This is a genomic window from Microbacterium sp. NPDC055455 (assembly GCF_053619935.1).
The window spans coordinates 1032636-1053627 of the sequence record NZ_JBSHLB010000001.1 but is presented as its reverse complement, the minus strand read 5'-3'; the positions used below and the strand labels follow the sequence as shown (position 1 = coordinate 1053627).

The 20992-nt window shown below is 71.1% G+C and carries 19 protein-coding genes; 7 read left to right on the top strand and 12 right to left on the bottom strand.

All coding sequences use genetic code 11. The features are described 5' to 3' along the window. Positions 1-22 precede the first annotated feature (22 nt). The 5 genes from ACWGUG_RS04690 to ACWGUG_RS04670 all read right to left on the bottom strand — a co-directional run bounded on the left by ACWGUG_RS04690 (position 23) and on the right by ACWGUG_RS04670 (position 5941). A complete protein-coding gene (locus tag ACWGUG_RS04690; protein WP_452323973.1) occupies positions 23-1393 on the bottom strand; it encodes an ABC transporter substrate-binding protein in 1371 nt (456 codons plus the stop codon). Positions 1394-1458: 65 nt separating this feature from the next. Next, positions 1459-2409 carry a carbohydrate ABC transporter permease gene (locus ACWGUG_RS04685; RefSeq protein WP_336393695.1) on the bottom strand — a complete coding sequence of 317 codons (951 nt, stop codon included), beginning with the start codon at positions 2407-2409 and terminating at the stop codon, positions 1459-1461. Then, on the bottom strand, positions 2409-3428 hold the full coding sequence (locus ACWGUG_RS04680) for a carbohydrate ABC transporter permease (protein ID WP_378879925.1): 1020 nt from the start codon (positions 3426-3428) through the stop codon (positions 2409-2411). The genes ACWGUG_RS04685 and ACWGUG_RS04680 overlap by 1 nt, the downstream gene beginning before the upstream one ends. A 189-nt stretch (positions 3429-3617) precedes the next feature. After that, entirely contained in the window at positions 3618-4637 is a 1020-nt protein-coding gene (locus tag ACWGUG_RS04675) for a zinc-dependent alcohol dehydrogenase family protein (protein ID WP_452323972.1), read from the bottom strand. A 56-nt stretch (positions 4638-4693) separates the two neighbouring features. Beyond that, a complete protein-coding gene (locus ACWGUG_RS04670; RefSeq protein WP_452323971.1) occupies positions 4694-5941 on the bottom strand; it encodes a multidrug effflux MFS transporter in 1248 nt (415 codons plus the stop codon). A gap of 100 nt (positions 5942-6041) precedes the next feature. Between ACWGUG_RS04670 and ACWGUG_RS04665 the strand changes: the two genes are divergently transcribed. Further along, entirely contained in the window at positions 6042-6941 is a 900-nt protein-coding gene (locus tag ACWGUG_RS04665; RefSeq protein ID WP_452323970.1) for a helix-turn-helix transcriptional regulator, read from the top strand. A 43-nt stretch (positions 6942-6984) separates the two neighbouring features. Here ACWGUG_RS04665 and ACWGUG_RS04660 read toward each other — a convergent pair whose 3' ends face one another. Together ACWGUG_RS04660 and ACWGUG_RS04655 are read right to left on the bottom strand one after the other, a co-directional pair. Continuing rightward, positions 6985-7992 (bottom strand): zinc-dependent alcohol dehydrogenase, encoded by a 1008-nt coding sequence (locus ACWGUG_RS04660; protein ID WP_336393700.1) that lies wholly within the window; start codon positions 7990-7992, stop codon positions 6985-6987. Between the two features lie 33 nt (positions 7993-8025). Next, positions 8026-9738, bottom strand: coding sequence for an IlvD/Edd family dehydratase (locus tag ACWGUG_RS04655; RefSeq protein ID WP_452323969.1), 1713 nt, complete (start codon positions 9736-9738; stop codon positions 8026-8028). A 246-nt stretch (positions 9739-9984) separates the two neighbouring features. Here ACWGUG_RS04655 and ACWGUG_RS04650 point away from each other — a divergent pair, with 246 nt between their 5' ends. The 6 genes from ACWGUG_RS04650 (at position 9985) to ACWGUG_RS04625 (ending at position 15566) form a co-directional block, all read left to right on the top strand. Continuing rightward, on the top strand, positions 9985-10560 hold the full coding sequence (locus ACWGUG_RS04650) for a TasA family protein (RefSeq protein WP_336393702.1): 576 nt from the start codon (positions 9985-9987) through the stop codon (positions 10558-10560). Positions 10561-10588: 28 nt separating this feature from the next. Further along, positions 10589-11152 (top strand): signal peptidase I, encoded by a 564-nt coding sequence (locus ACWGUG_RS04645; RefSeq protein ID WP_336393703.1) that lies wholly within the window; start codon positions 10589-10591, stop codon positions 11150-11152. 92 nt (positions 11153-11244) lie between these two features. Next, a complete protein-coding gene (locus ACWGUG_RS04640; RefSeq protein ID WP_452323968.1) occupies positions 11245-11637 on the top strand; it encodes a hypothetical protein in 393 nt (130 codons plus the stop codon). Positions 11638-11725: 88 nt separating this feature from the next. Then, positions 11726-13552: an Ig-like domain-containing protein gene (locus tag ACWGUG_RS04635; RefSeq protein WP_378879906.1), complete on the top strand. Its 1827-nt coding sequence runs from the start codon at positions 11726-11728 to the stop codon at positions 13550-13552. A gap of 75 nt (positions 13553-13627) precedes the next feature. Further along, entirely contained in the window at positions 13628-14341 is a 714-nt protein-coding gene (locus ACWGUG_RS04630; protein ID WP_452323967.1) for a response regulator transcription factor, read from the top strand. Further along, positions 14334-15566 (top strand): histidine kinase dimerization/phospho-acceptor domain-containing protein, encoded by a 1233-nt coding sequence (locus tag ACWGUG_RS04625; protein ID WP_452323966.1) that lies wholly within the window; start codon positions 14334-14336, stop codon positions 15564-15566. The genes ACWGUG_RS04630 and ACWGUG_RS04625 overlap by 8 nt, the downstream gene beginning before the upstream one ends. 9 nt (positions 15567-15575) lie before the next feature. Here ACWGUG_RS04625 and ACWGUG_RS04620 read toward each other — a convergent pair whose 3' ends face one another. From ACWGUG_RS04620 to ACWGUG_RS04600, 5 genes are all read right to left on the bottom strand, one after another. Beyond that, a complete protein-coding gene (locus ACWGUG_RS04620) occupies positions 15576-15962 on the bottom strand; it encodes a PPOX class F420-dependent oxidoreductase (RefSeq protein WP_336393708.1) in 387 nt (128 codons plus the stop codon). Between the two features lie 86 nt (positions 15963-16048). After that, complete coding sequence (locus ACWGUG_RS04615) at positions 16049-16669, bottom strand: TetR/AcrR family transcriptional regulator (RefSeq protein WP_336393709.1); 621 nt, start codon at positions 16667-16669, stop codon at positions 16049-16051. A gap of 17 nt (positions 16670-16686) precedes the next feature. Beyond that, complete coding sequence (locus ACWGUG_RS04610; protein ID WP_452323965.1) at positions 16687-17985, bottom strand: ABC transporter permease; 1299 nt, start codon at positions 17983-17985, stop codon at positions 16687-16689. After that, complete coding sequence (locus tag ACWGUG_RS04605; protein ID WP_452323964.1) at positions 17982-18671, bottom strand: ABC transporter ATP-binding protein; 690 nt, start codon at positions 18669-18671, stop codon at positions 17982-17984. Before ACWGUG_RS04605 ends, ACWGUG_RS04610 begins: the two co-directional genes overlap by 4 nt. A 152-nt stretch (positions 18672-18823) precedes the next feature. After that, positions 18824-20968 carry an MMPL family transporter gene (locus tag ACWGUG_RS04600; protein WP_452323963.1) on the bottom strand — a complete coding sequence of 715 codons (2145 nt, stop codon included), beginning with the start codon at positions 20966-20968 and terminating at the stop codon, positions 18824-18826. Positions 20969-20992 lie beyond the last annotated feature (24 nt).

The window sequence follows — 20992 nt, the reverse complement described above, 5'->3', positions numbered from 1 at the left end:
CTGCCCCGCGTGGGCCGGCGGCTCAGCCGCCGGCCGTCGCGTTCTCGTACGCCCGCATCGCGGCGGACTGCGCGTCGGCGAGCGCCTCTTCGGGCGTCTTGTCGCCGAGCAGCGCCGCGGTGACGGCGTTGTTCAGCTCGTTCTGGATGTCCTGCCCGGCGGGCGAGGAGCCGAACGACCGACCGTAGTCGAGCACCTCGTAGTAGGTGGCGATGGTCTGGTCGAAGCCGGCGTTGCCCGTCTCGACGACGTACTCGTCGCGGATCGCCTGGTCGGGGCCCGGCGCGCCGGTGAACAGCCCGGTGTTGATGCCGCCGTCCTCCTCGCGCGTCGCGGCGCGCGCCTCGCCGGCGGCCGCCCAGGCGTCCTCGCTGGTGAGGCTGATCATCCACGCGCAGGCCGCGGCGGCGTTCTCCGCACCGGCGGGGATGACGAAGGCCTGGCCGCCTGTGACCGAGAAGGGCTCGCCGTCGCTGTTCTTGAACGGCACCGCCTCGATCTGGATCTCGTCGACGTACGGCGACAGCACGTTCGGGTACCACTGCGCGTTCACCTGCGCGCCGACCTGGTCGGCGACGAACTGGTTGTTGTCTCCGAACGTGTCGAACGAGTCGGTGAAGCTCTTCACCGATGCGTAACCGCCCTGCGCGTCGTTGATCTGCTTGAGCATGTCGATGCCCGCGATGTTGCTCGGGTCGTCGAGCGTCGGCGCACCCTCCTCATCGGTGAGCTGGCCGCCCATGCCGAGGACCCACAGCGGCGCCTGGCCCGTCGAGACCGGGTCGAAGCCCAGGCGCGTCGGCACTCCGCCGGACTCCTGGTACATCTTCTCGATCGCGCCGAGGAGGGCGTCGGGGTTCGACGTGTCGATGTCCTCGCTGGTGACACCGGCCTCGTCCATCACGCGCTTGTTCAGGATGATCGCCGGCGGCTGGTAGAACTGCGGCACGGCCCAGATCGCGTCGTCGTAGCGGACGTCGTCGACCACGAAGGGGTACCAGTAGTCGTCGGGGGTGACCCCCTGCGCCTCGAAGCACGCGTCGAGCGGGACGATGAGACCCTGCGCGGCGTACTGGGTGACGTACCGCCGGTCCATCTGCACGACGTCGGGGACGTCGCCGCCCGCGATGCGCGTGGTGAACTTCTGCGCGTCGAACGCTGTGGCGTCGAGGTCGACCTCGACGTCCGGGAGCTGCTCCTCCGCGTAGTCCAGCCGGGACTGCCCGACGTCGTCGGCGTTCTCGAAGCCCCACGCCGAGAGGGCGCCGGTCGGCTCGGCCTCGAAGTCGACGTCGCCGTCGGTGACTCCGCCGCCGTTGCCGCCGCCGCCGCAGCCGGCGAGGAGGACAGCGGATGCCGCGATGGCGGCCATTCCGATCATGCGCTTGCGCATCTGTTTCCCTTTCGCGTTCGTGATGTGTGGTTGTGGAATCGAGGTCAGCGTCGGAGAGGCATCCGTCATCCCTTCCTGCCCTGCGTCGCCACGCCCTCGATGAAGTACCGCTGGCCGAAGGCGAACAGGATGAGCATCGGGAGCGTGACCAGCAGCGACGCCACCATCACGTACTGGTAGTCGCCCTGGCCGCCGGCGGTGGGGCTGTACTTCGTCATCGCGTAGGCGATGCCCAGGGGCGCGGTGAACTCGTCGACGGATCCGGCGTTGAGGTAGATCAGCGCGGCCTGGAGGTTGTTCCAGCTCGCCTGGAACTCGAACAGGAACACGATGACGAACGACGGGATCGACAGCGGCATCGCGATGCGCCAGAACAGTCCCCAGTAGCTCGCGCCGTCCAGGCGCGCCGCTTCGAACAGCTCCTTGGGCAGGCTCAGGAAGAACTGCCGCTGCAGGAAGATGTAGAAGGCCGAGCCGAAGAGGTTCATGCCCCACAGCGGCACCCACGTGCCGAGGAACCCGGTCTCCTTCCAGATCAGGTAGATCGGGATCATCGTCACCGCGCCCGGGAGCATCATGGTCGCCAGCACCAGGCCGAACAGCAGCCCCCGCAGCGGGAAGCGGAAGTACGCGAAGCCGAACGCGACGATCGAGCTCGAGATCGCCACCGTCCCGGCAGCCAGGAGCGCGATCGCCACGCTGTTGAACATCCAGCTCAGCAGCGGCAGCTGGTTCCACACCTCGACGTAGTTCTCGGGCACGAAGGTCTTCGGGATGAGCGAGTTGTCGAAGACCTCGCCGCGCGGCTTGAAGCTCGCCGCGAGCAGCCAGGCGAACGGGTAGAGGAACAGCAGCGCGAACCCGAGGAGGAGGATCGTCAGCACCACGCGCCCGGCGAGGGTCTTGGGCTGCGAGAGCCCGCGGCGCCAGCGGGAGCGCCTGGGCGGCGGAGCGGCGGCCACCGCGGCTTCGGGGGTGGGCCGGGACACTCCGGGGGTCTGCAGCGACGCCGACATCAGCGGTCTCCCTCGTAGTACACGAAGCGGTTGCCGAACTTCACCTGGATCACCGTGATGATCATGATGATGACGAAGAGCAGCCACGCCATCGCCGCGGCGAACCCGAAGTTGAACTGCCGGAACGCCTGCTGGAAGAGATAGATGGCGTAGAAGAGGGATGCCTCGGGCGAGGCGTTGCTCTGATCGCGCCAGAACAGCAGGTACGCCTGGTCGAAGACCTGGAAGGCGGCGATCGACAGCACGATGATGTTGAAGAACATCGCGCCCGAGATCATCGGCAGCGTGATGGAGAAGAACTTGCGCACGGGGCCGGCACCGTCGAGCGAGGCGACCTCGTACAGCTCGACCGGCACGTTCTTCAACGCCGCGAGGAAGATCACCATCGTGCCGGCGACCGTCCACAGCGTCATGATCACGATGCTCGGTTTCACCCACGCGGGATCGACGAGCCACTGCGGACCCTCGATGCCGAAGATGCGCAGACCCTGGTTGATCGCGCCGGTGTTGCCGTTCAGCAGCAGGAAGAACACCGCCGCGGTGGCGACGGCCGGGGTCATCTTGGGCAGGTAGTACAGCGTCCGGAACGCGCCGGCGCCGCGGCCGACACGGTTGAGCAGCATCGCGAGGATCAGGGCGAAGACGATCTCGAGCGGAACCGCCAGCACCACGTAGAACAGCGTGTTCGCCAGGGAGACACCCACCCGCGGGTCTTCGAACAGGCCGGCGTAGTTGGTGACACCGACCGGGCGGGCCGTGTTGGTGGCGAGGTTGTAGTTGCTGAACGAGATGTAGAGGCTGTAGACCATCGCGCCGGCGGTGAAGATCAGGAACCCGACGATCCACGGCGAGATGAAGAGATAGCCGGCGAGCACCTCTCGCTTGTCGTAGTGCTGCTTGACCTTGACCTTGCGCGGGCGCTCCTTGCGCCGCGCGCGGCCCCGTCCGCCGTCCGCGCTCGAGTCGGTGGCCTCCTTGAGAGCCTCGACGACGGCGTCGTTCTGCGACGTCACGCTCATCGCGGCGCCTCGCTCGCTGGGCGTGCGCGACGCCCGACCTCGCGTCGCGCGGTGAGAAGTGGGCATGGTGCGGCCATGACGCGACGTTAGGCACCACCCCCGGCCGCTCTCCATGGGGTTGCGCGAAGCGCTGCTTCTGTGCATCCCCCGGGGAGGGGGCGCCGGCGGCGCCCCCTCCGGTCCGCGAGATCAGACGGTGAGGAGCACCTTGGTGGCCCGACGCTCGTCCATCGCCCGGTAGCCCTCGGCGGCCTCGTCGAGCGGCAGGGTCAGATCGAAGACCTTGCCCGGGTCGATCCGTCGGTCCCAGATCAGCTGGATCAGCTCGGGCAGGAACCGGCGCACGGGGGCCGGTCCGCCGTGGAGGTGCACCCCCGAGAAGAACAGCTCGAGCCCGTCGAGCGAGACGTCGTGCGAGACGCCGACGTACCCGACGTGGCCGCCCGGGCGGGTCGCGCGGATGGCCTGCATCATCGCCTCCTGCGTGCCCACCGCCTCGATGACGCTGTGCGCGCCGTAGCCGCCGGTGAGCTCCTTGATCTTCGCCACGCCCTCGTCGCCGCGCTCCTCGACGATGTCGGTCGCGCCGAACTCGCGGGCCAGGGCCTGCCGGTCGGCGTGCCGGCTCATCGCGATGATGCGCTGCGCACCGAGCTGCTTGGCGGCGAGGATGCCGAGGAGGCCCACGGCGCCGTCGCCGACGACGGCGACCGTCTTGCCCGGGCCGGCCTCGGCGGCGACCGCGGCGAACCAGCCGGTGCCCAGCACGTCGGAGGCCGCCAGCAGCGATGGGATCAGGTCGGGGTCGGGCTGACCGGGAGTGGCGACGAGGGTGCCGTCGGCCATCGGGATGCGCGCGTACTCGGACTGCGTGCCGATGGCGCCCACCGGGTACGCGTGGATGCACCGCGACTGGTACCCGGCCTGGCAGATCTCGCACGTGTTGTCGGAGGCGAAGAACGAGCCGACGACGAAGTCGCCGACCGTCAGGGTGCGCACGTCTTCGCCGATCTCGGTGACGACGCCGACGTACTCGTGTCCCATCGGCAGGTGGTCGGCCTCGTCGTCGCCGCGGTACGGCCACAGGTCCGACCCGCAGATGCAGGTCGCGGCGAGCTTGATGACGGCGTCGGTGGGCTCCACGATGACAGGATCGTCGCGGTCTTCGACGCGGACGTCGCGGGGTGCGGTCATGATGACGGCGCGCATGAGGTGCTCCTTGTTGTCGGGGTTCGGATGAGGGTGGTCTCGGGGTTCGGAGGCGGTCAGCCGACGGATGCCGCCACCCCCGCCTGCTCCACGGTCGCAGCGGGAGCGGACCGGCGGGTCAGCACGACGTCGGCGACGGCCGCCAGCGCCACAGCCGTCACGGTGACGACGCCGAGAGGCAGGATGCTGGTCGCACCGGCGACCCCCACGAGCGGGGCGGCGATGCCGCCGAAGCCGAAGCGCACCATGCCCAGCAGCGACGATGCGGTGCCGGCCATGCGGGGGTGGTCGGCCAGGGCCAGGGTGGTCGCGGGGGGCGAGGTGATGGCGACGCCGACCGCGAGCGCGAAGAGCGAGACGATCACGACCCAGAGCGGCATCGCCGCCAGGCCGGATGCGAGCAGCCCGGCGGCGCCCAGCCCCGCGACCATGATGCCCGCCACGAGCGTCCCGCGAAGGCTCCAGCGCTCGGCCAGGCGGCCGGCGAGCCAGCCGAAGACCATGAAGCCGGCGGAGTTCAGCCCGAAGGCGAGCGCGTAGCCGAGGGGCGTCAGTCCGTAGATGTCCTGCAGCACGAAAGTCGCCCCTGCCAGGTAGGCGAAGAGTGCCGCGTAGAGGAAGCCCTGGTTGAGGACGGCGCCGAGGAACGCGGCATCCGTCACCAGCGTCCGGTAGTCGCGCATCGTGCGGGTCCAGCCGCCCTGCGTGCGGTGGGCGACCGGCAGTGTCTCGGGGAAGGTCTGCAGCGTGATGACGAGGATGCCCGCGCCGATCAGCGCGAGGAAGGCGAACAGTCCCCGCCAGTCGGTGACGGCGATGAGCACCCCGCCGAGAAGGGGGCCCACGATGGCGGCGAGTCCGCCCACCACCGTCAGCCGGCCGTAGAAGCGGATGAGCGCGCCGCCGGAGTACACGTCGCGACCGGCGGCCTGCGCGATGACGATGCCGACGCCGCCCGCGAGGCCCTGCACGAAGCGCGCGGCGATGAGCAGCTCGATCGTGGGACTCATGGCGCACAGCGCCGAGGTCGCGATGTACGCCGCGATGCCGACGAGGAGGATCCCCCGCCGACCGAACCGGTCGGAGAGCGGACCCGCGACCAGCTGCCCGACGGCCAGGCCCACGAGGCATGCGGTCACGGTGAGCTGGGCGACCGAGGTCGCTGCGCCGAGCTCGCTCGTGAGCGCGGGGAGCGCCGGAAGGTAGAGGTCCATGGAGATCGGCCCGAAGACCGTGAGCAGGAGCAGCAGCGTCGGCAGCAGCCGGGTGCGCGTGCTTCGCGGCGGAGTGGCGGTGTCGGTCATGCATCGAGCGTCGCGCGCCGCCGCTCGCCGGGGGAGTTCCTGATGAGACATGTACCGACAGGGCACCCTTCGCGCGGCCGAGCCGATCTAGCCTTCTCGTATGGACAACCGAGCCGAGGTGCGAGAGTTCCTCATGACGCGCCGGGCGCGGGTGACGCCCGATGCCGCCGGCATCGCGGCGGGGCCGAATCGCCGCGTCCCGGGGCTGCGCCGCGGCGAGGTCGCGATCCTCGCGGGCGTCAGCGTCGAGTACTACGCCAAGCTCGAGCGAGGAAGCATCGCCGGCGCATCGGCGTCGGTGCTCGAGGCCGTCGCGCGGGCCCTGCAGCTCGACGACGCCGAGCGGGCGCACCTGTTCGACCTCGCGCGCACGGCGGACGGCATCCCCACCAGCGGCCGCCCGCGCCGCCGGAGCTCCCGCGCGTCGGCGGCGCGCCCCAGCCTGCAGTGGGCCATGGCGGCGATCACCGACGGCGTCGCGTTCGTGCGCGACCAGCGCCAGAACCTGCTCGCGGTGAACGAGCTCGGCCGGGCCTTCTACTCCCCCGTCATCGGCGACGGCGGACGTGTGCCGAACCTCGCCCGCTTCCAGTTCCTCGACCCGGCCGCCCGTGAGTTCTACCCCGACTGGGACCGGTTCGCCGAGATGTGCGTGGGTGTCATGCGCGCCGAGGCAGGCCGCGATCCGCACGACCCGGCGCTGCAGGAGCTCGTCGGCGAGCTGTCCACGCGCAGCGAGACGTTCCGGCGGCTGTGGGCCGCCCACGACGTGCGCACGCACGGCGCGGGCACGAAGCGGTTCCACCATCCGGTGGTCGGCGAGCTGATCCTGGCCTACGAGGAGCTCGCGATCACCGCCGAGCCCGGGCATGTCATGCTCATCTACACCGCCGAGCCGGGGTCGCCCTCCGCGGAGCGACTGCGTCTCCTCGCCTCGTGGGCGGCGACGCACCGCGCCGAGGAGCCCGCCGCGGACGAGCACGCGGCCGAAGGCGCCTGACGCGCCCCGCATCGGAGCCCCGGCGGTGATCCGCCGAGCCCGCTCACAGCGCGACGTGGAACTTCGGACCGGATCCGGCACCCTCCGGCCGCTCACCCGCCAGGATCGCGGGCAGGTCCTCGAGTGCCACGGTGGCGGCGACGAGCGGGCGCGGGTCGACCACCCCTGCCGCGAAGGCGTCGATGGTTCCGGCGAGCCCGGGTGAGGCGCTCAGCACGCCGACCGCCGTCACGTCCTTCAGCGCCAGGTCGCGCGTGTCGATGAGACTCGGGGTTCCGGCGAGGCCGATGTAGACCACCCGCCCGCCGGGTTCGACCAGCTCGAGCGCCTTCGCCGGGAGCTGGGACGCGTTGGATGCCTCGATCACGGCGTCCCACGGCAGCTCCGGCAGCCGCTCCTGGGTCCAGACGTGGTCGAAGCCGAGCGATCGGGCGAACGCCCTCGCCCCCTCGTGGCGCGCGAGCAGGTGCACCTCGGCGCCGGCGGCGCGGGCGAACATGGCGCAGAGGAGCCCGATCGTGCCCGGGCCGAGGATGAGGCAGCGGTCGCCGGGCTGCAGCGCCGCACCCTGCACGGCCCGGAAGGCGTTGCCCCCCGGTTCGACCATCGCCCCCATCGCATCGTCCACCGGCTCGGGGAGTCCGTGCAGCGACGAGACGGTCGTCCCGACCTTCTCGGCGAGCGCGCCCGCCTTGCCCCCGCGGATGCCGAGCTCGAGCCGGCGCGCGCACACGTGCTGCCGTCCATGCTCGCAGCGCCGGCACGCCCCGCACCCCAGCATGGTGTCGCCGGTGACGCGGCGACCGACCCAGAGCGGGTCGACCCCCGGGCCGACGGCCGAGACGACGCCCATCCACTCGTGCCCGATGCGCATCGGATACGCGGCGTCACCGGTGCCGAGGTACGCCATCTCGCCCGTGAAGAACTCGATGTCGGTCCCGCAGATGCCCGCGCGCCGGACATCGACGACGACCTCGCCGGGGCCTGCTTCCGGTTCCGCGACCTCCTGGATCTCGGCGTGGCCGGGTCCGGTGACGACGAGCGCCCTCATCGCCCCGCCCACAGGTTCGGCGCGGTCTGGGGATCAATGCGACTCACGCGGCACCTCGGATCCGGATGCGCCGACCAGGAAGTCCAGGTCGGCGCCCCTGTCTGCCTGCAGGACATGATCGACGTAGAGGCGCTCCCACCCCCGCCGGGGCCGGGCGTAGCCGTCGACGGTGGCCTGGCTCGGCATCCGCTCGGCCAGCTCCTCCGCGGGGACGTCGAGGTCGAGTCGGCCGGCGCGCACGTCGAGGCTGATCCAGTCGCCGCTCTGCACGAGGGCGAGCGGGCCTCCGGCGGCGGCCTCGGGCGTCACGTGCAGCACGACGGTGCCGTAGGCGGTGCCCGACATGCGGCCGTCGCAGATGCGCACGACATCGCGGACGCCCCGCTCGAGCAGCTTCTTCGGCAGCGGCATGTTCGACACCTCCGGCATGCCGGGGTAGCCCTTCGGGCCGCAGCCGCGCAGGACCATCACGGACTCCTCGTCGATGTCGAGCTCCGGGTCGTCGACGCGTCGGTGGAAGTCCTCGATCGAGTCGAACACGACGGCCCGGCCGCGATGCCTCAGCAGGTGCGGCGAGGCGGCGGCGGGCTTGATGAGTGCGCCGCCCGGCGCGAGCGACCCGCGCAGCACCGAGATCCCCGCGTGCGGCTGCAGCGGCGCGTCCCGCGAGGCGATGACGTCGGGGTCCCAGATGCGGGCGTCGTCGACGTACTCGACGAACGGGCGCCCGGTGATGGTGAGGGCCTCCGGGTCCAGCAGGTCGCGCACCTCGCGCATCACCGCGAGGAACCCGCCGGCGCGGAACAGGTCGTCCATGAGGTACCGGCCGGCCGGCTGCAGGTTCACCAGCAGCGGCACGTCGGCCCCGACGCGGTCGAAGTCGTCGATCGTGAGGTCGATGCCCAGCCGCCCCGCGATCGCCAGCAGGTGCACCACCGCGTTGGTGGATCCTCCGATCGCCGCCAGCGCGACGATCGCGTTGCGGAAGCTGCCCTCGGTGAGGAACGTCGACGGCCGGCGGTCCTCCGCCACGAGGCCCACGGCCAGCGCGCCGGTCAGGTGCGCCGCCTCGAGCAGCCGCGCGTCCGCCGCGGGGGTTCCGGTCACCCCGGGCACGACCACCCCGAGCGCCTCTGCGATCAGCGCCATGGTCGACGCCGTGCCCATCGTGTTGCAGTGCCCCTTGGAGCGGATCATCGACGACTCGCTCTTCAGGAACATCGCCTCGCTGAGCGTGCCCGCGCGCACCTCCTCGCTGAGCCGCCACACATCGGTGCCGCAGCCGAGCGCCTCGCCCCGGAAGTGCCCGGTCAGCATCGGTCCGCCGGGCACGACCACGGCGGGAAGATCGACGGATGCCGCGGCCATGAGCAGCGCCGGGATCGTCTTGTCGCATCCGCCGAGGAGCACGACGCCGTCGATGGGGTTGGCGCGCAGCATCTCCTCCGTCGCCATGGCCGCCATGTTGCGCCACAGCATCGCGGTCGGCCGCACGTTCGTCTCGCCGAGCGAGATCACCGGGAGCTCCAGCGGGATGCCGCCGGCCTCGTAGACGCCGTTCTTCACGGACTGCGCGACCTCGGTCAGGTGCGCGTTGCACGGCGTCAGGTCGGAGGCGGTGTTGGCGATCGCGATCTGCGGACGGCCGGTGAACGCCGAGTCCGGCAGTCCACGCCGCATCCAGGCGCGGTGGATGTACGCGTTGCGGTCGTCGCCCGCATACCAGTGCGAACTGCGAAGCGTCACCGTCGACCCTCATCCCCGCCCGCTCGGCACCGGGCGCTCCTGCCATCCTGCCCGACCGCGAGGGGGCTCCGCGCGATCCGGCGCGGCCGGGACGCGGCATCCGTCACCCGCTCGTTGCCATCCGCGGACGCGTGTGTCCGAGCCCTGGCGCTGTCGTAGTCCGGCTGTGGGGGTTCTGTTGCCCGCGCCTTCGTAGCGTCTTCCACAGCACGACGAACCCCTTCTCAGAACAGGAACCCGCCCACGATGGACATCACCGCCACCCCCGCCACCCCCGCCGCTCCGGTCGCCGCGCCCGCTCGTTCGCGCAAGCGCATCCTCCTTCCGCTCGCCGGCCTTCTGGTCGCCGCCGCCATCACCGTGGGCTCGGGCGCCGACTTCGTCGCCAACTCGGTCAACACCGGCAACGCCTACAGCACCGGCACGCTGACGCAGCAGAACTCGAAGGCGAACAGCGCGATCTTCAACCTCGACAACCTCAAGCCCGGCGACACCGTCAACGGCAAGGTCACGATCACGAACTCCGGCTCGCTGGCCGCGGTCCTCAAGCTGACCGAGAGCGCAACGAACGGCTTCGCGAACAAGGACAACCTCAAGCTCACCATCACCAACGGCTCGACCACCGTCTGGAGCGGCACCTTCGGCGCCCTCACCACGGCCGGTCCCGTCGCCCTCGGCCAGTTCGCCGCCGGGGAGGCCCGCGAGTACACCTTCAGCGTGACGCTCGCCCAGACCGCGGGCAACGAGGAGCAGGGCAAGACCGCCACTGCGACCTACACGTGGGATGCCACGCAGACCGCCGCGACGGTCACCAACCAGTAATCCGACTTGGGGGTAGGGGGGACACGACATGAGCGCCGCAAAGACGTTCCAGCGAGTCGGCAGCGCCGCGATCACCATCGCCGCGATCATCGCCACCATCATCGCGGCGCTCATGTTCGTGCCCGGCCTCCTCGGGATGGATCGCTACGTCATCACCGGCGGCTCCATGTCCGGCACCTTCGAACGAGGTGCGCTCGTCTTCGAGCGCCAGGTGCCGGTGTCGGAGCTTCGGACCGGCGACGTCATCACGTACCTGCCCCCTGCCGACTCGGGCATCACCGAGCTCGTCACACACCGCATCGTCTCGATCGAACCGAACCCCGACGGCAGCCCGTCGCGGGTGTTCCGCACCCAGGGGGACGCCAACGCCGGCGTCGACCCCTGGACCTTCACCCTCGCCGACGCCGTCCAGCCCCGCGTGGTCGGCTGGGTGCCCCTCGTCGGCTGGATCTTCATCGCCCTGTCCGATGCGATGATCCGGATGCTGGCGATCGGCGTACCCGCCGCCTTCATCGCCCTGCTCTTCCTCCGCGACCTCATCCGCGCCGGCAGCCCGCGCCGCGGCGCCGCCCCGGCTCCCGTCGCCTCCTGACCCGTGGCCCGCGTACCCGAAACGCGGGCCACGACCTTCCCCACCGCCGCCGGTCCCCGCTCACCGGCGACCTGCCCTTCCCGGAGCTCCCCATGGCACCCCTTCGCGCCTCCACACGTCACCGCCTGATCGGCGGGGGTGCGACGGCCGCCCTCGTGGGCCTGTCGGCACTTCACCTGCTGGCAGCCTCCGCAGGCGACCCCCGCCGGGACCCGTCGGCGCTGGTGTCCGCCGTCCTCGGCACGGCGGGAGTGCTCGCCGCCCTGCGCCTCGTCACCGCGCGCTGCTTCGAGTCGCGGCTGGCCATGGTCCTCATCGGCGCAGCGACGCTGGTCGGCGTCTGCCTGACCCACACCATAGGCATCCCCGGCGCAGCTGCCGCGCCGTGGGACGGACGGGATCTCCTGCTCGCGGGCCTCGCCGCCTGCCTGACCGCGTCATGGCCGGCCACCGCGCGCCGCGTCGCCGACGGCTGCCCACGCTGATTGTGGAGCGGGTGAGGCGCTGCCGTGGCACGGCTGTAACCCGGCCGCGCGTAGCGTCGGAATCGCCCCGTCCGACGAGGAGAACCCGATGACCCGCACCGCGCTCCGCAACGCGGTGCTCGTGGTGCTCGCGGCCGTCCTGCTCGTCGCCGGGGGTCCGCTCGGACCGGCCCTCTCGTCGGCGTCCTTCACCGCCCAGACCACCAACGGCGCGAACCGCGTCGGCGCCGCCGTCGACTGGACGCCGCCGACGGTGTCGGTCCAGCAGCCCGCCGGCACCCTCCGCGACACCGCGACGATCACCGCCCTCGCGGCGGACGCCGAGACCGGCATCCGCAGCGTCGTCATCTCGGTCCAGGCCGTCGGAGCGGCGACGTGGACGACGCTCTGCGCCGACACCACGAGCCCCTACAGCTGCGCGTGGGACACCCGCACCACCGCCGACGGCGCCTACGACCTGCGCGCCGTCGCCACCGACAACTCCGGCTACGTCACCACCTCGACGAGCGTGCGCGCCACCGTCGGCAACGCCGTCGGCATCGTCCTCGCCGACCCGGGTGAGATCGTGCGCGGATCCGTCTCGCTCGCCGCCGCGCTGCAGAACCCCGGCACGGGCACCTACACGGTGAACTTCGAGTACGCCGTCGCGGGCACGGGGATCTGGAAGTCGGTCTGCACGACGACGACGTCGCCGTACACCTGCGCCTGGGCCACGGGCTCGCTCAAGGACGACTTCTACGACCTGCGGGCGACCGTCACCGCCAACGGCGTGACCACCGCGTCCAACGTCGTCGCCGACGTCCTCGTCGACAACGGGGCGCCCGCCGTGGCGATGACCGACCCGGGGTCGCCGCTGCGAGGCACCGTGACGCTCGCCGCGACCGCCTCCGACGCCGCGTCGGGCATCGCCCGCGTCGTGATCCAGCTCTCGGCCAACGGCACGAGCTGGCAGGACGCGTGCACCGTCACCGCTCCGCCGTACTCGTGCCGGTACGCCACGACCGCGCTGCCCGGCGGGAGCTACTCCTTCCGTGCCGTCGCGACCGACGGGGCCGGGAACATCACGACCTCCGCCGTCATCGCACAGCGCGTCGTCGACAACACCGTGGCATCGGTGGCGATGGAGGACCCGGGCGCCTTCCTCAGCGGAGCGGCGAGCCTCACCGCGACGGCCAACTCGACGGCCGGAGTCGCGAACGTCGCCATCCAGATGACTCTGAGCGGCACGACCGCCTGGACCACCGTATGCGCTCCGACAGCCGCCCCGTACAGCTGCGCCTGGAACACCCGATCGGTCGCCGACGGTCTCTACGACTTCCGCGCCGTGCTCACGGACTCCGCCGGCAAGACGACGACGTCCGCGACGGTCGCCCAGCGCCGCGTCGACAACCGCGCCGTGCGCGGCACGGATGTGCAGACCGCGAGCGGCGGCACGACACCGGGCCGACTGGATGCCGGCGACACGATGACCTTCACGTACAGCACGCAGATGAACCCGGCGAGCATCATGGCCGGCTGGAACGGCGTCGGCGCGCCCGTGACGCTGCGCCTGCGCGACGGCAACCTGCTCTCGCTCGGCAACGCCGGCGACACGGTCGACGTGCTGGTCCCCGGCACGAGCACGCTCGTGAACCTCGGCTCCGTCAACCTCAAGGGCGACTACGTGAAGAGCAACAAGACGTCGACGTTCAACGCCACGATGACGGCGACCACCGCGACCGTGAACGGCCTGCCGGTGACCGTCGTGCAGGTCACCCTCGGCTCCCTCATCGGCGGCGGCGCCCTGCGCACCGCTCCGACGACATCGGCGGCCGCCATGGTGTGGACGCCGTCCGGCTCTGCCACCGACCTCGGCGGCACCGCCTCTTCGAACACCCCCGTCACCGAGACGGGCAACCTGGACCGGGAGTTCTGAGTGAGCCGACAGCAGGGCGACACCCCAGGCGGGGCTGACGCAGCCCGAGGCGACAGCCTGGATAGCATCGACGTCGTGGGGCAGCGCATCCTGGTCGTGGAGGACGACGACGGCATCGCGGTGCCGCTCGTGCGCACGCTGACCCGAGAGGGCTACGAGGTCGAGCGGGTGGCCGAGGGCGGCACGGCGGTCAGCCGGGTCATCGGCGACGGCTTCTCCCTGGTGGTGCTCGATCTCGGCCTCCCCGACATGGACGGCCTCGACGTCTGCCGACGACTGCGCGAGGAGGGCTTCGCCGGCGGCATCATCATCCTCACCGCGCGCGACGGGGAGCTCGACCGGGTGGTCGGTCTCGACGTCGGCGCCGACGACTACATCGCCAAACCGTTCGCGCTCGCGGAGCTCCTCGCGCGGCTGCGGGCGCTGCTGCGACGCAGCGCAGGGCTGCTGGCCGCTGGGACGGCGGAGACCACCGCGGTCCGGGCATCCGGGGCCGGACTCACCGTCGACGCCGACGCGCGCCGGGTCTTCGCCGGTGATCGCGAGATCTCGCTGAGCACCAAGGAGTTCGATCTGCTCGAGCAGCTCGACCGCAACCGCGGCGCCGTCGTGACGCGGGAACGCCTCATGGACGAGGTGTGGGACGAGAACTGGTTCGGCTCCACCAAGACGCTCGATGTGACGATCGCCCGGCTCCGCCAGAAGCTGGAGGAGTCCGGCGCGGATGTGCGCGTCACCACGATCCGGGGCGTGGGATTCCGCCTCGACGACGGGGCGGCGGATGCGTGAACGCCTCGTCTTCGCCTTCGTGGCCCTTGCGGTGGGGATCATCGCGCTGTACGGCATCCCGCGCGCGTACATCGTCGCCGACCTGATCCAGACCAGCGAGGAGCGGCGGGTCGTGCGTCTCGCCGATTTCCTCGCGGTGCTGATGGCCGAGCGCGAGGCGGAGGCCGAGGTGACCGCGGAGTTCCTCGAGCCCCTGCTCATCGAGGGCGAGCACATCGTCTATGTCGACGCAGACGGCGAGCGCGTGCAGGCGGGCGTGAACCCCCGACCGGACGACATCGTCTCGACCGCCGAGGTCGAGGGGGGCGGAACGGTGGAGTTCGGCCGGTCCGACGACGTCATCTCGGGGCGGGTGCAGGAAGCGGTGATGCCCGTGGTGATCCTGGGCGTGGCGCTCATGGCGGTCTCGGCCGTCGCGGCCGTGCTGCTCGCGCGTCGCCTCTCGCAGCCGTTCACCCGGCTGGCCGCCGTCGCGCGCGACCTCGGCGAGGGGACGCTCGAGCGCGCGCCCGAGGACCTGCGCATCCCCGAAGCCCGGGCGATCGACCAGGCGCTGCGCACCAGCGCGTCCACGCTCGAGCAGCGCATCCGGCGCGAGCACGAGTTCGCCGCGAACGCCTCGCACCAGCTCCGCACCCCCATCACGGCGCTGCGGCTCGAGCTGGAGGACCTGTCGCTGTGGCCCGAGACTCCGCCACCGGTGCGCGAGCAGCTGGAGCACGCGCTGCGGGAGATCGACCGTCTCTCAGAGGCGATCGCCGAGCTGCTCGAGATGGCCCGAGGCGGCACGCCGGGTGCGGACGCGTGGACGCCGCTGGCCCCGATGCTCACGCAGGCGGGCGATCGGTGGCGATCGCAGGCGGCGGCGAAGAGCCGTCAGATCCGCGTCGACGCGACGCACGTGACCACCGTGGACGCGCCGGCGCCCACGGCGCAGATCCTCGACGTCCTCGTGCACAACGCGCTGCAGCACGGCCGGGGCAGGGTCAGCGTGTCGGCGGCCCGCGCGAACGGCTACGTGACGGTGAGCGTCGGCGACGAAGGGCCGCGTCCCGCCGGCAACGCCATCTTCCAGCGCACCCCCGGCAAGAGCACCGGAGGCGGCGAAGGGATCGGGCTGGCCCTGTCGGCCGAACTGGCAGAGGCCCTGGGCGGGCATCTGCTGCTGGATTCGTCGCCCACGACGCGCTTCTCGCTGATCCTGCCGCAGAAGCGGCCGGAGTGACGCCCGGCCCTAGTCCCGGCGCAGCCCGCTGCTGCCGAGGATCCGCGTGGGCCGCAGCTGGATCGCCACCCGCTTCGGGTTCACGCGCGGCTGCCGATACCTCTCGGCGTAGAGCGAGACCGCGAGCGCGACTTCCTCGGGATCGTCGTGGACGGTCGCGGTGCCGGGGAAGCTGAGCCACCGCGCCCCGTCGACCTGGCTGATGGTCGCCGTCCCGTCCCGAAGCACGTTGCGCACCTTCTGGGAGTCGCGCGACGTGATGACGCGGAGGATCCCGTCGTGGAGTGTGAACCCGACGGGGACCGAATGGATGCCGCCCCACGGCGCCATCGTCGACAGCGTGGCCAGGTGGCGCTCGCGCACGAACTCGAATCCGGCCGACGACAGTTCCCGCACCGTCCCAACCTACCGGGGGCGGACGCCCCGGTCGGTGCGGAGAACGACTGGGACGACCGTCACGCCATGATGCGGCCAGGCGTCGGTCAGCCGAGCTTGCGCACGGCGCGATCGAGCGCGTGGCCGATGGCGGTCGGGTCGATCGCGGGTGCCGCGCCGCGCTCCACATCACGCGCCCACGACTGGCCGATGTAGCGCATGACCCCGGCGAGGAGGTGGGTGATGATGTCGGCCTGATCGGCCAAGTCGTCGGGAGCCTCATCGGGGTACTGGGTCTGCAGTCGCAGCTGGATGATCTCGCGCAGCTCGTGCTCGATCGACGCGAGACGCTCCATCTGACGGGCCATCAGGATGGGGTTGGTACCCACCGCGCGGATCCGGCGGGCGAGGAGCCCTGGGTCGCTCGCCATCGCACCCGCATCGATCCGGATGAGCTGCGTCGCCTCGCGCAGCAGCGGGCCGGTGGACACGATGAAGGCGCGCGCAGCGCGCTCGTCCACGGTCGGCGCACCGGGGCCGATCAGAGCCATGTCCTTCGTCTTGAAGTGGTTGAAGAACGTGCGCTGGCTCACGCCCGCGCGAGCGCAGATCATGTCCACCGTCACCGCCTCGTACCCGTGCTCGAGCACGAGGTCGACCGCCGCGGCTTCGATGGCCGCGGCCTTCGCAACGGCGTCGCGACGACGTGGACTCGGTGACGTGGACATGATCTGCGCTCCTCGGCTCACTCGTACCGTAGCGACTCGATCGGGTCCTGGCGGGCCGCGCGGCGTGCCGGCAGCACGCCGGAGACGAAGGCGATCGCCATGATCACGACGATCACCACGGCGACGCCCGCCGGTTCGAACAGGAGGATCCGCAGGCCCGGGAGGTCGGCCAGGACCGTCTGCGACAGGGAGCCGGCGAGCGCGGATCCGACGGCGACTGCGGCGAGCGCGCCCAGCGCCGAGCCCAGGAACCCGATCACCACCGCTTCGAGACTGAACAGCCCGAACACGCGGCCGTTCGACATCCCCATCGCCTTCATGAGTCCGATCTCGCGCGTGCGCTCCTGCACGCTCATCAGGAGCGTGTTCACGATCCCGAAAGACGCCGCGATGAGGGCGACCACCGCGAAGGCGCTGAGGACGCCGATGATGCCGTTGATGATGGTCTGGACGACCCCGAGCTGGTCCTCGACGGTCTGGCCTGCGAGATCCGCGTCGGCCAGCTCGGCCTTGACCGCGCCGATGTCATCGGCAGTCACCGCTCCGTCGTCGCCGGAGCCTTCGAGGTAGGCGACCGCGAGCGGCCACGCGCGAGGCTGCCCGGGTATCGCCTGAGCGGCGGCGACCTCCTCCACGAGCGCGGCGTTGGCGCCGGCGCCCGACGCGAACAGGCTCGTCCGCGCCACCCCCACGATCGAGGCCTCGACCTGCCGCTCGGCCAGTCCGGCGTCGCTGAAGCCGAGCATCACACGCGCGTCGACGGCCGAGTCGGCGTCGGCGAATCCCAGTGCGGCGACGTACTCCTCGGGGATCACCAGCTCGTACCCGGCCGATTCCTGGTCGAGCTGGGCGCCGGCGACGAGGTCGCTCCGCCCGATCGACGACGTCGGGTTGATGTCCATCTCGAACCTGGTCGCGTCGTCGGCAGTGGCCTGGACCCAATCGATCTGGACCTGGCTGACGGCCTCGACCGAGCGGACGCCGTCCATCCCGGCGATCGCTTGGACATCGTCCTCGTTCAGCAGCGTACCGCCGGCCAGCGGATTGGCCGCGGCGGCCTGCTGACGCCCGTCCGGATCGAACTCGTCAGGGCCGTCGGAGGTCTCGGTCGTCGCGGCGGGACTGACGAGCAGGACGTCTCCCGTGCTCAGGGTCGAGACCTGCCGCTCCACGTAGTCGTTGACGCCCGCACCGAGGGCGGTCGTGAGGGTCAGCGTGAAGGCGCCGACGAACAGGCTCAGCACCGTGAGGGTGGTGCGCAGCCGGCTGCGGAAAGCGTTGCGGGCCGCCGTGCGCACCAGATCGCTCGTCCTCATCGCGACACCTCCGTCAGCGCTGCGGCCGCGGTCGCGGCATCCGTCGAGATCAGCCCGTCGGCGATGGCGACCGCCCTCCCGCAGCGATCGGCGAGTTCGCGGTCGTGGGTGACGACGACGAGGGTGATCCCGCGTTCGCGCTGCAGCCCGAAGAGGATCTCCTCGACCTGTGCGCCCGTTGCGGAGTCGAGGTTTCCGGTCGGCTCATCGGCGAAGATCACCGACGGCTCGCCCACGAGGGCGCGGGCGATCACCACGCGCTGCTTCTGCCCCCCGGAGAGGTCCGTCGCACGGTTGGCGGCCTTGTCGGCGATTCCCAGAGCGTCGAGCGCGGCCATGGTCCGCCGCCGCCGCTCCTTGGCCGGAGTTCCGGCGATCACTAGGGGGAGGCTGACGTTTTCGAACACCGACTGCCCGGCGGCGAGGAAGAACTGCTGGAAGACGAAGCCGAAGGTGGAGTTGCGGAGGGCGTTGAGGTCGCGAGCGCGGAGGGTGGCGGCATCCGTCCCCTCGACGATCACCTGGCCGGAGGTGGGCCTGTCGAGGAGCGCGAGCAGGTGCATCAGGGTCGACTTGCCCGACCCGGACTTGCCGACGATCGCCAGCGATTCGCCGCGTTTCACGGCGAGGTCGACGCCGCGCAGCGCGTGAAACGCGCTCTCACCGCGTCCATAGGTGCGCGTCACAGCGCGTGCCTCCAGAACGGGCGAGCCGCTTGCGGCTCTCCCATCGTCCGCTTGGGGTGTCATCATGGTCCCTCTCTCAGAAACTTACAGTGACTGCACTTTATACCGCAGTAACTGCATGTAGGCCGAGAGAGGCCGATCGGCCCGCGGAGTCAGCGCACAGCCGCCACCGGGGCCTCGACGCTCTCGTCACCGGCGTGCTCGCCGGCACGCTCTGCGAGAGCGTCCAGGCCCGCCGCGCGCGCGTCCGCGTCGGACACGGCCGGACGCCGCGGCCACCAGAACCGATCGCGGGTGATGAACGCCATGGCCGGCACGATCACGGTGCGCACGAGCAGTGTGTCGATGAGGACGCCGATGCACACGATGACGCCGATCTGGGTGAGGGTGATCAGGGGCAGCACGCCCAAGACCGCGAACACCGCCGCGAGAAGGATGCCCGCGCTCGTGATGACGGCGCCGGTGGCGGCGAGCGCCCGGATCATGCCCTGCGTCGTGCCCAGCACGCGCGACTCCTCCTGGGCACGCGTCACCAGGAAGATGCTGTAGTCGACGCCGAGCGCGACGAGGAACAGGAAGCTGAACAGCAGCACATTGGTGTCGATGGCCGGGAACCCGAAGAGCGGCGACTGGAAGAGCCACCAGCTGGCCCCCACGGCGGAGAAGTAGCTCGCCACCACCGCGAGCAGCAGCAGGATCGGGGCCACGAGCGCACGCAGCAGGATGATGAGCACGACGAGCACGACCACGAGGATGAGCGGGATGAGCAGCGCCTGGTCACGCGCCTGCGCCTGCGCGACATCGAGAGATCTCGCGTCCAGGCCACCGACCAGCGCGTCGCTCGAACCGGCGTCGGCGAGTGCGGTGCGCATCCGTTCGATCGTCGCGAAGGATTCCGGCGTCTCGGCGGCATCCGACAGCACGACATCGATCCGGGCGAGATCGCCGCTCTCCTCGGTCACCGTCGCACCGTCGACGCCGTCGAGGTCGGACAGCGTCGCCACGGCCTGCTCGGCATCCTCGCTCGGAAGGACGACGACCGCCGGCGAGCTCGTGCCGGCCGAGAACGCATCGCCGAGCACCTCCTGTCCCTGCACGGCCTCCGGCTCGCGGAGGAACCGGTCGCTCTGCGACAGGCCGACTTCGACGAAGAAGAGCCCGCTCGCGAGCGCTGCCAGCACGCCGAAGCCGGACATCGCGACGACGACCGGGCGCCGCGACACCGCACGGCCGAGCTTCCCCCACGGGCTGCGGGCGATGGCGTCGCGCGAGCCGAACCGGGGGACGTAGGGCCAGAACAGGCCGCGGCCGAACAGCACGAGGGCTGCCGGCAGCACGATGAGCGCGAAGGCCATGGCCACGAGGATGCCCACCGCGCAGGCGAGCCCCAACGCCCGGTTGCCGGCGATCTCCGCCAGGAGCAGTGTCGCCAGCGCGAGGGCGACGGTCGAGCCGCTCGCGATGATCGCGGGGCCGGCGCCGCGCATGGCGCGGCGCATCGCCTCACGGCGATCGGGGCTGAGCCGCAGCTCGTCGCGGTATCGGGCGATCAGGAGGAGCGCGTAGTTGGTGCCCGCACCGAAGACGAGGACCGACAGGATGCCGGTGATCGACGCGTCCAGCGCGATTCCGGCGGCGGCGGCCACCCGGTTGGCGACGATCCCCGCCACCGCGTCAGCGAGACCGATGACGACGAGCGGCACGATCCAGAGCCAGGGGCTCCGGTACGTCACGATGAGGAGCACCGCGACGACGATGACGGTGGTGAGGAGAAGGGTGAAGTCGGCTCCCGCGAAGACTGCGGCCACATCGACCTCGAAGCCCTCGGGGCCGGTCAGGTAGACACGCACGTCCTCGAGATCGGCCGCGGCCGCTTCGCGGATCTCCGCAGCCCGCTCGGCCTGGCGCTCGACGTCGGACTCGGGGTCGAGCGGGACGACGAGAAGGGCGACCGTGCCGTCTTCCGAGATCTGGGCGGGCGGGACGAAGCCGTCCGGCGTGAAGTCGGCGAGCTCGCCCGCGGTCTTCTCGCCGATCAGCGCGACGTCGTCGGACGACAGGTCTCCGTCGTCGGCGGCGAACACCAGAAGCGCCGACGTGGTGTCCGCACTCGGGAACTCCTCGAGCAGCTCGTCCACCTGCACGGACTCCGCCGAGTCGGGCAGCCCCACGGTGGGCGCCGTCTCCGATTCCGCCCCACTCCCGAGGGCGAAGAACCCGCCCGCGATGAGGCCGGCGAGCACCAGCACGATCCACGACGTCTTCGCGGAGGTGACGAAACGGAGGAAGCCGTTCATGGCCGCCCTTTCCCTAGCAGAACT

Excerpts from the sequence above, each read along its gene's own strand:
- ACWGUG_RS04600 (WP_452323963.1), bottom strand. The coding sequence starts at position 20,968 with ATGAACGGCTTCCTCCGTTTCGTCACCTCCGCGAAGACGTCGTGGATC.
- ACWGUG_RS04665 (WP_452323970.1), top strand. The coding sequence starts at position 6,042 with ATGGACAACCGAGCCGAGGTGCGAGAGTTCCTCATGACGCGCCGGGCG.
- ACWGUG_RS04640 (WP_452323968.1), top strand. The coding sequence starts at position 11,245 with ATGGCACCCCTTCGCGCCTCCACACGTCACCGCCTGATCGGCGGGGGT.
- ACWGUG_RS04690 (WP_452323973.1), bottom strand. The coding sequence starts at position 1,393 with ATGCGCAAGCGCATGATCGGAATGGCCGCCATCGCGGCATCCGCTGTC.
- ACWGUG_RS04680 (WP_378879925.1), bottom strand. The coding sequence starts at position 3,428 with ATGAGCGTGACGTCGCAGAACGACGCCGTCGTCGAGGCTCTCAAGGAG.
- ACWGUG_RS04675 (WP_452323972.1), bottom strand. The coding sequence starts at position 4,637 with ATGCGCGCCGTCATCATGACCGCACCCCGCGACGTCCGCGTCGAAGAC.
- ACWGUG_RS04650 (WP_336393702.1), top strand. The coding sequence starts at position 9,985 with ATGGACATCACCGCCACCCCCGCCACCCCCGCCGCTCCGGTCGCCGCG.
- ACWGUG_RS04660 (WP_336393700.1), bottom strand. The coding sequence starts at position 7,992 with ATGAGGGCGCTCGTCGTCACCGGACCCGGCCACGCCGAGATCCAGGAG.
- ACWGUG_RS04685 (WP_336393695.1), bottom strand. The coding sequence starts at position 2,409 with ATGTCGGCGTCGCTGCAGACCCCCGGAGTGTCCCGGCCCACCCCCGAA.
- ACWGUG_RS04615 (WP_336393709.1), bottom strand. The coding sequence starts at position 16,669 with ATGTCCACGTCACCGAGTCCACGTCGTCGCGACGCCGTTGCGAAGGCC.
- ACWGUG_RS04635 (WP_378879906.1), top strand. The coding sequence starts at position 11,726 with ATGACCCGCACCGCGCTCCGCAACGCGGTGCTCGTGGTGCTCGCGGCC.
- ACWGUG_RS04645 (WP_336393703.1), top strand. The coding sequence starts at position 10,589 with ATGAGCGCCGCAAAGACGTTCCAGCGAGTCGGCAGCGCCGCGATCACC.
- ACWGUG_RS04670 (WP_452323971.1), bottom strand. The coding sequence starts at position 5,941 with ATGACCGACACCGCCACTCCGCCGCGAAGCACGCGCACCCGGCTGCTG.
- ACWGUG_RS04625 (WP_452323966.1), top strand. The coding sequence starts at position 14,334 with ATGCGTGAACGCCTCGTCTTCGCCTTCGTGGCCCTTGCGGTGGGGATC.
- ACWGUG_RS04610 (WP_452323965.1), bottom strand. The coding sequence starts at position 17,985 with ATGAGGACGAGCGATCTGGTGCGCACGGCGGCCCGCAACGCTTTCCGC.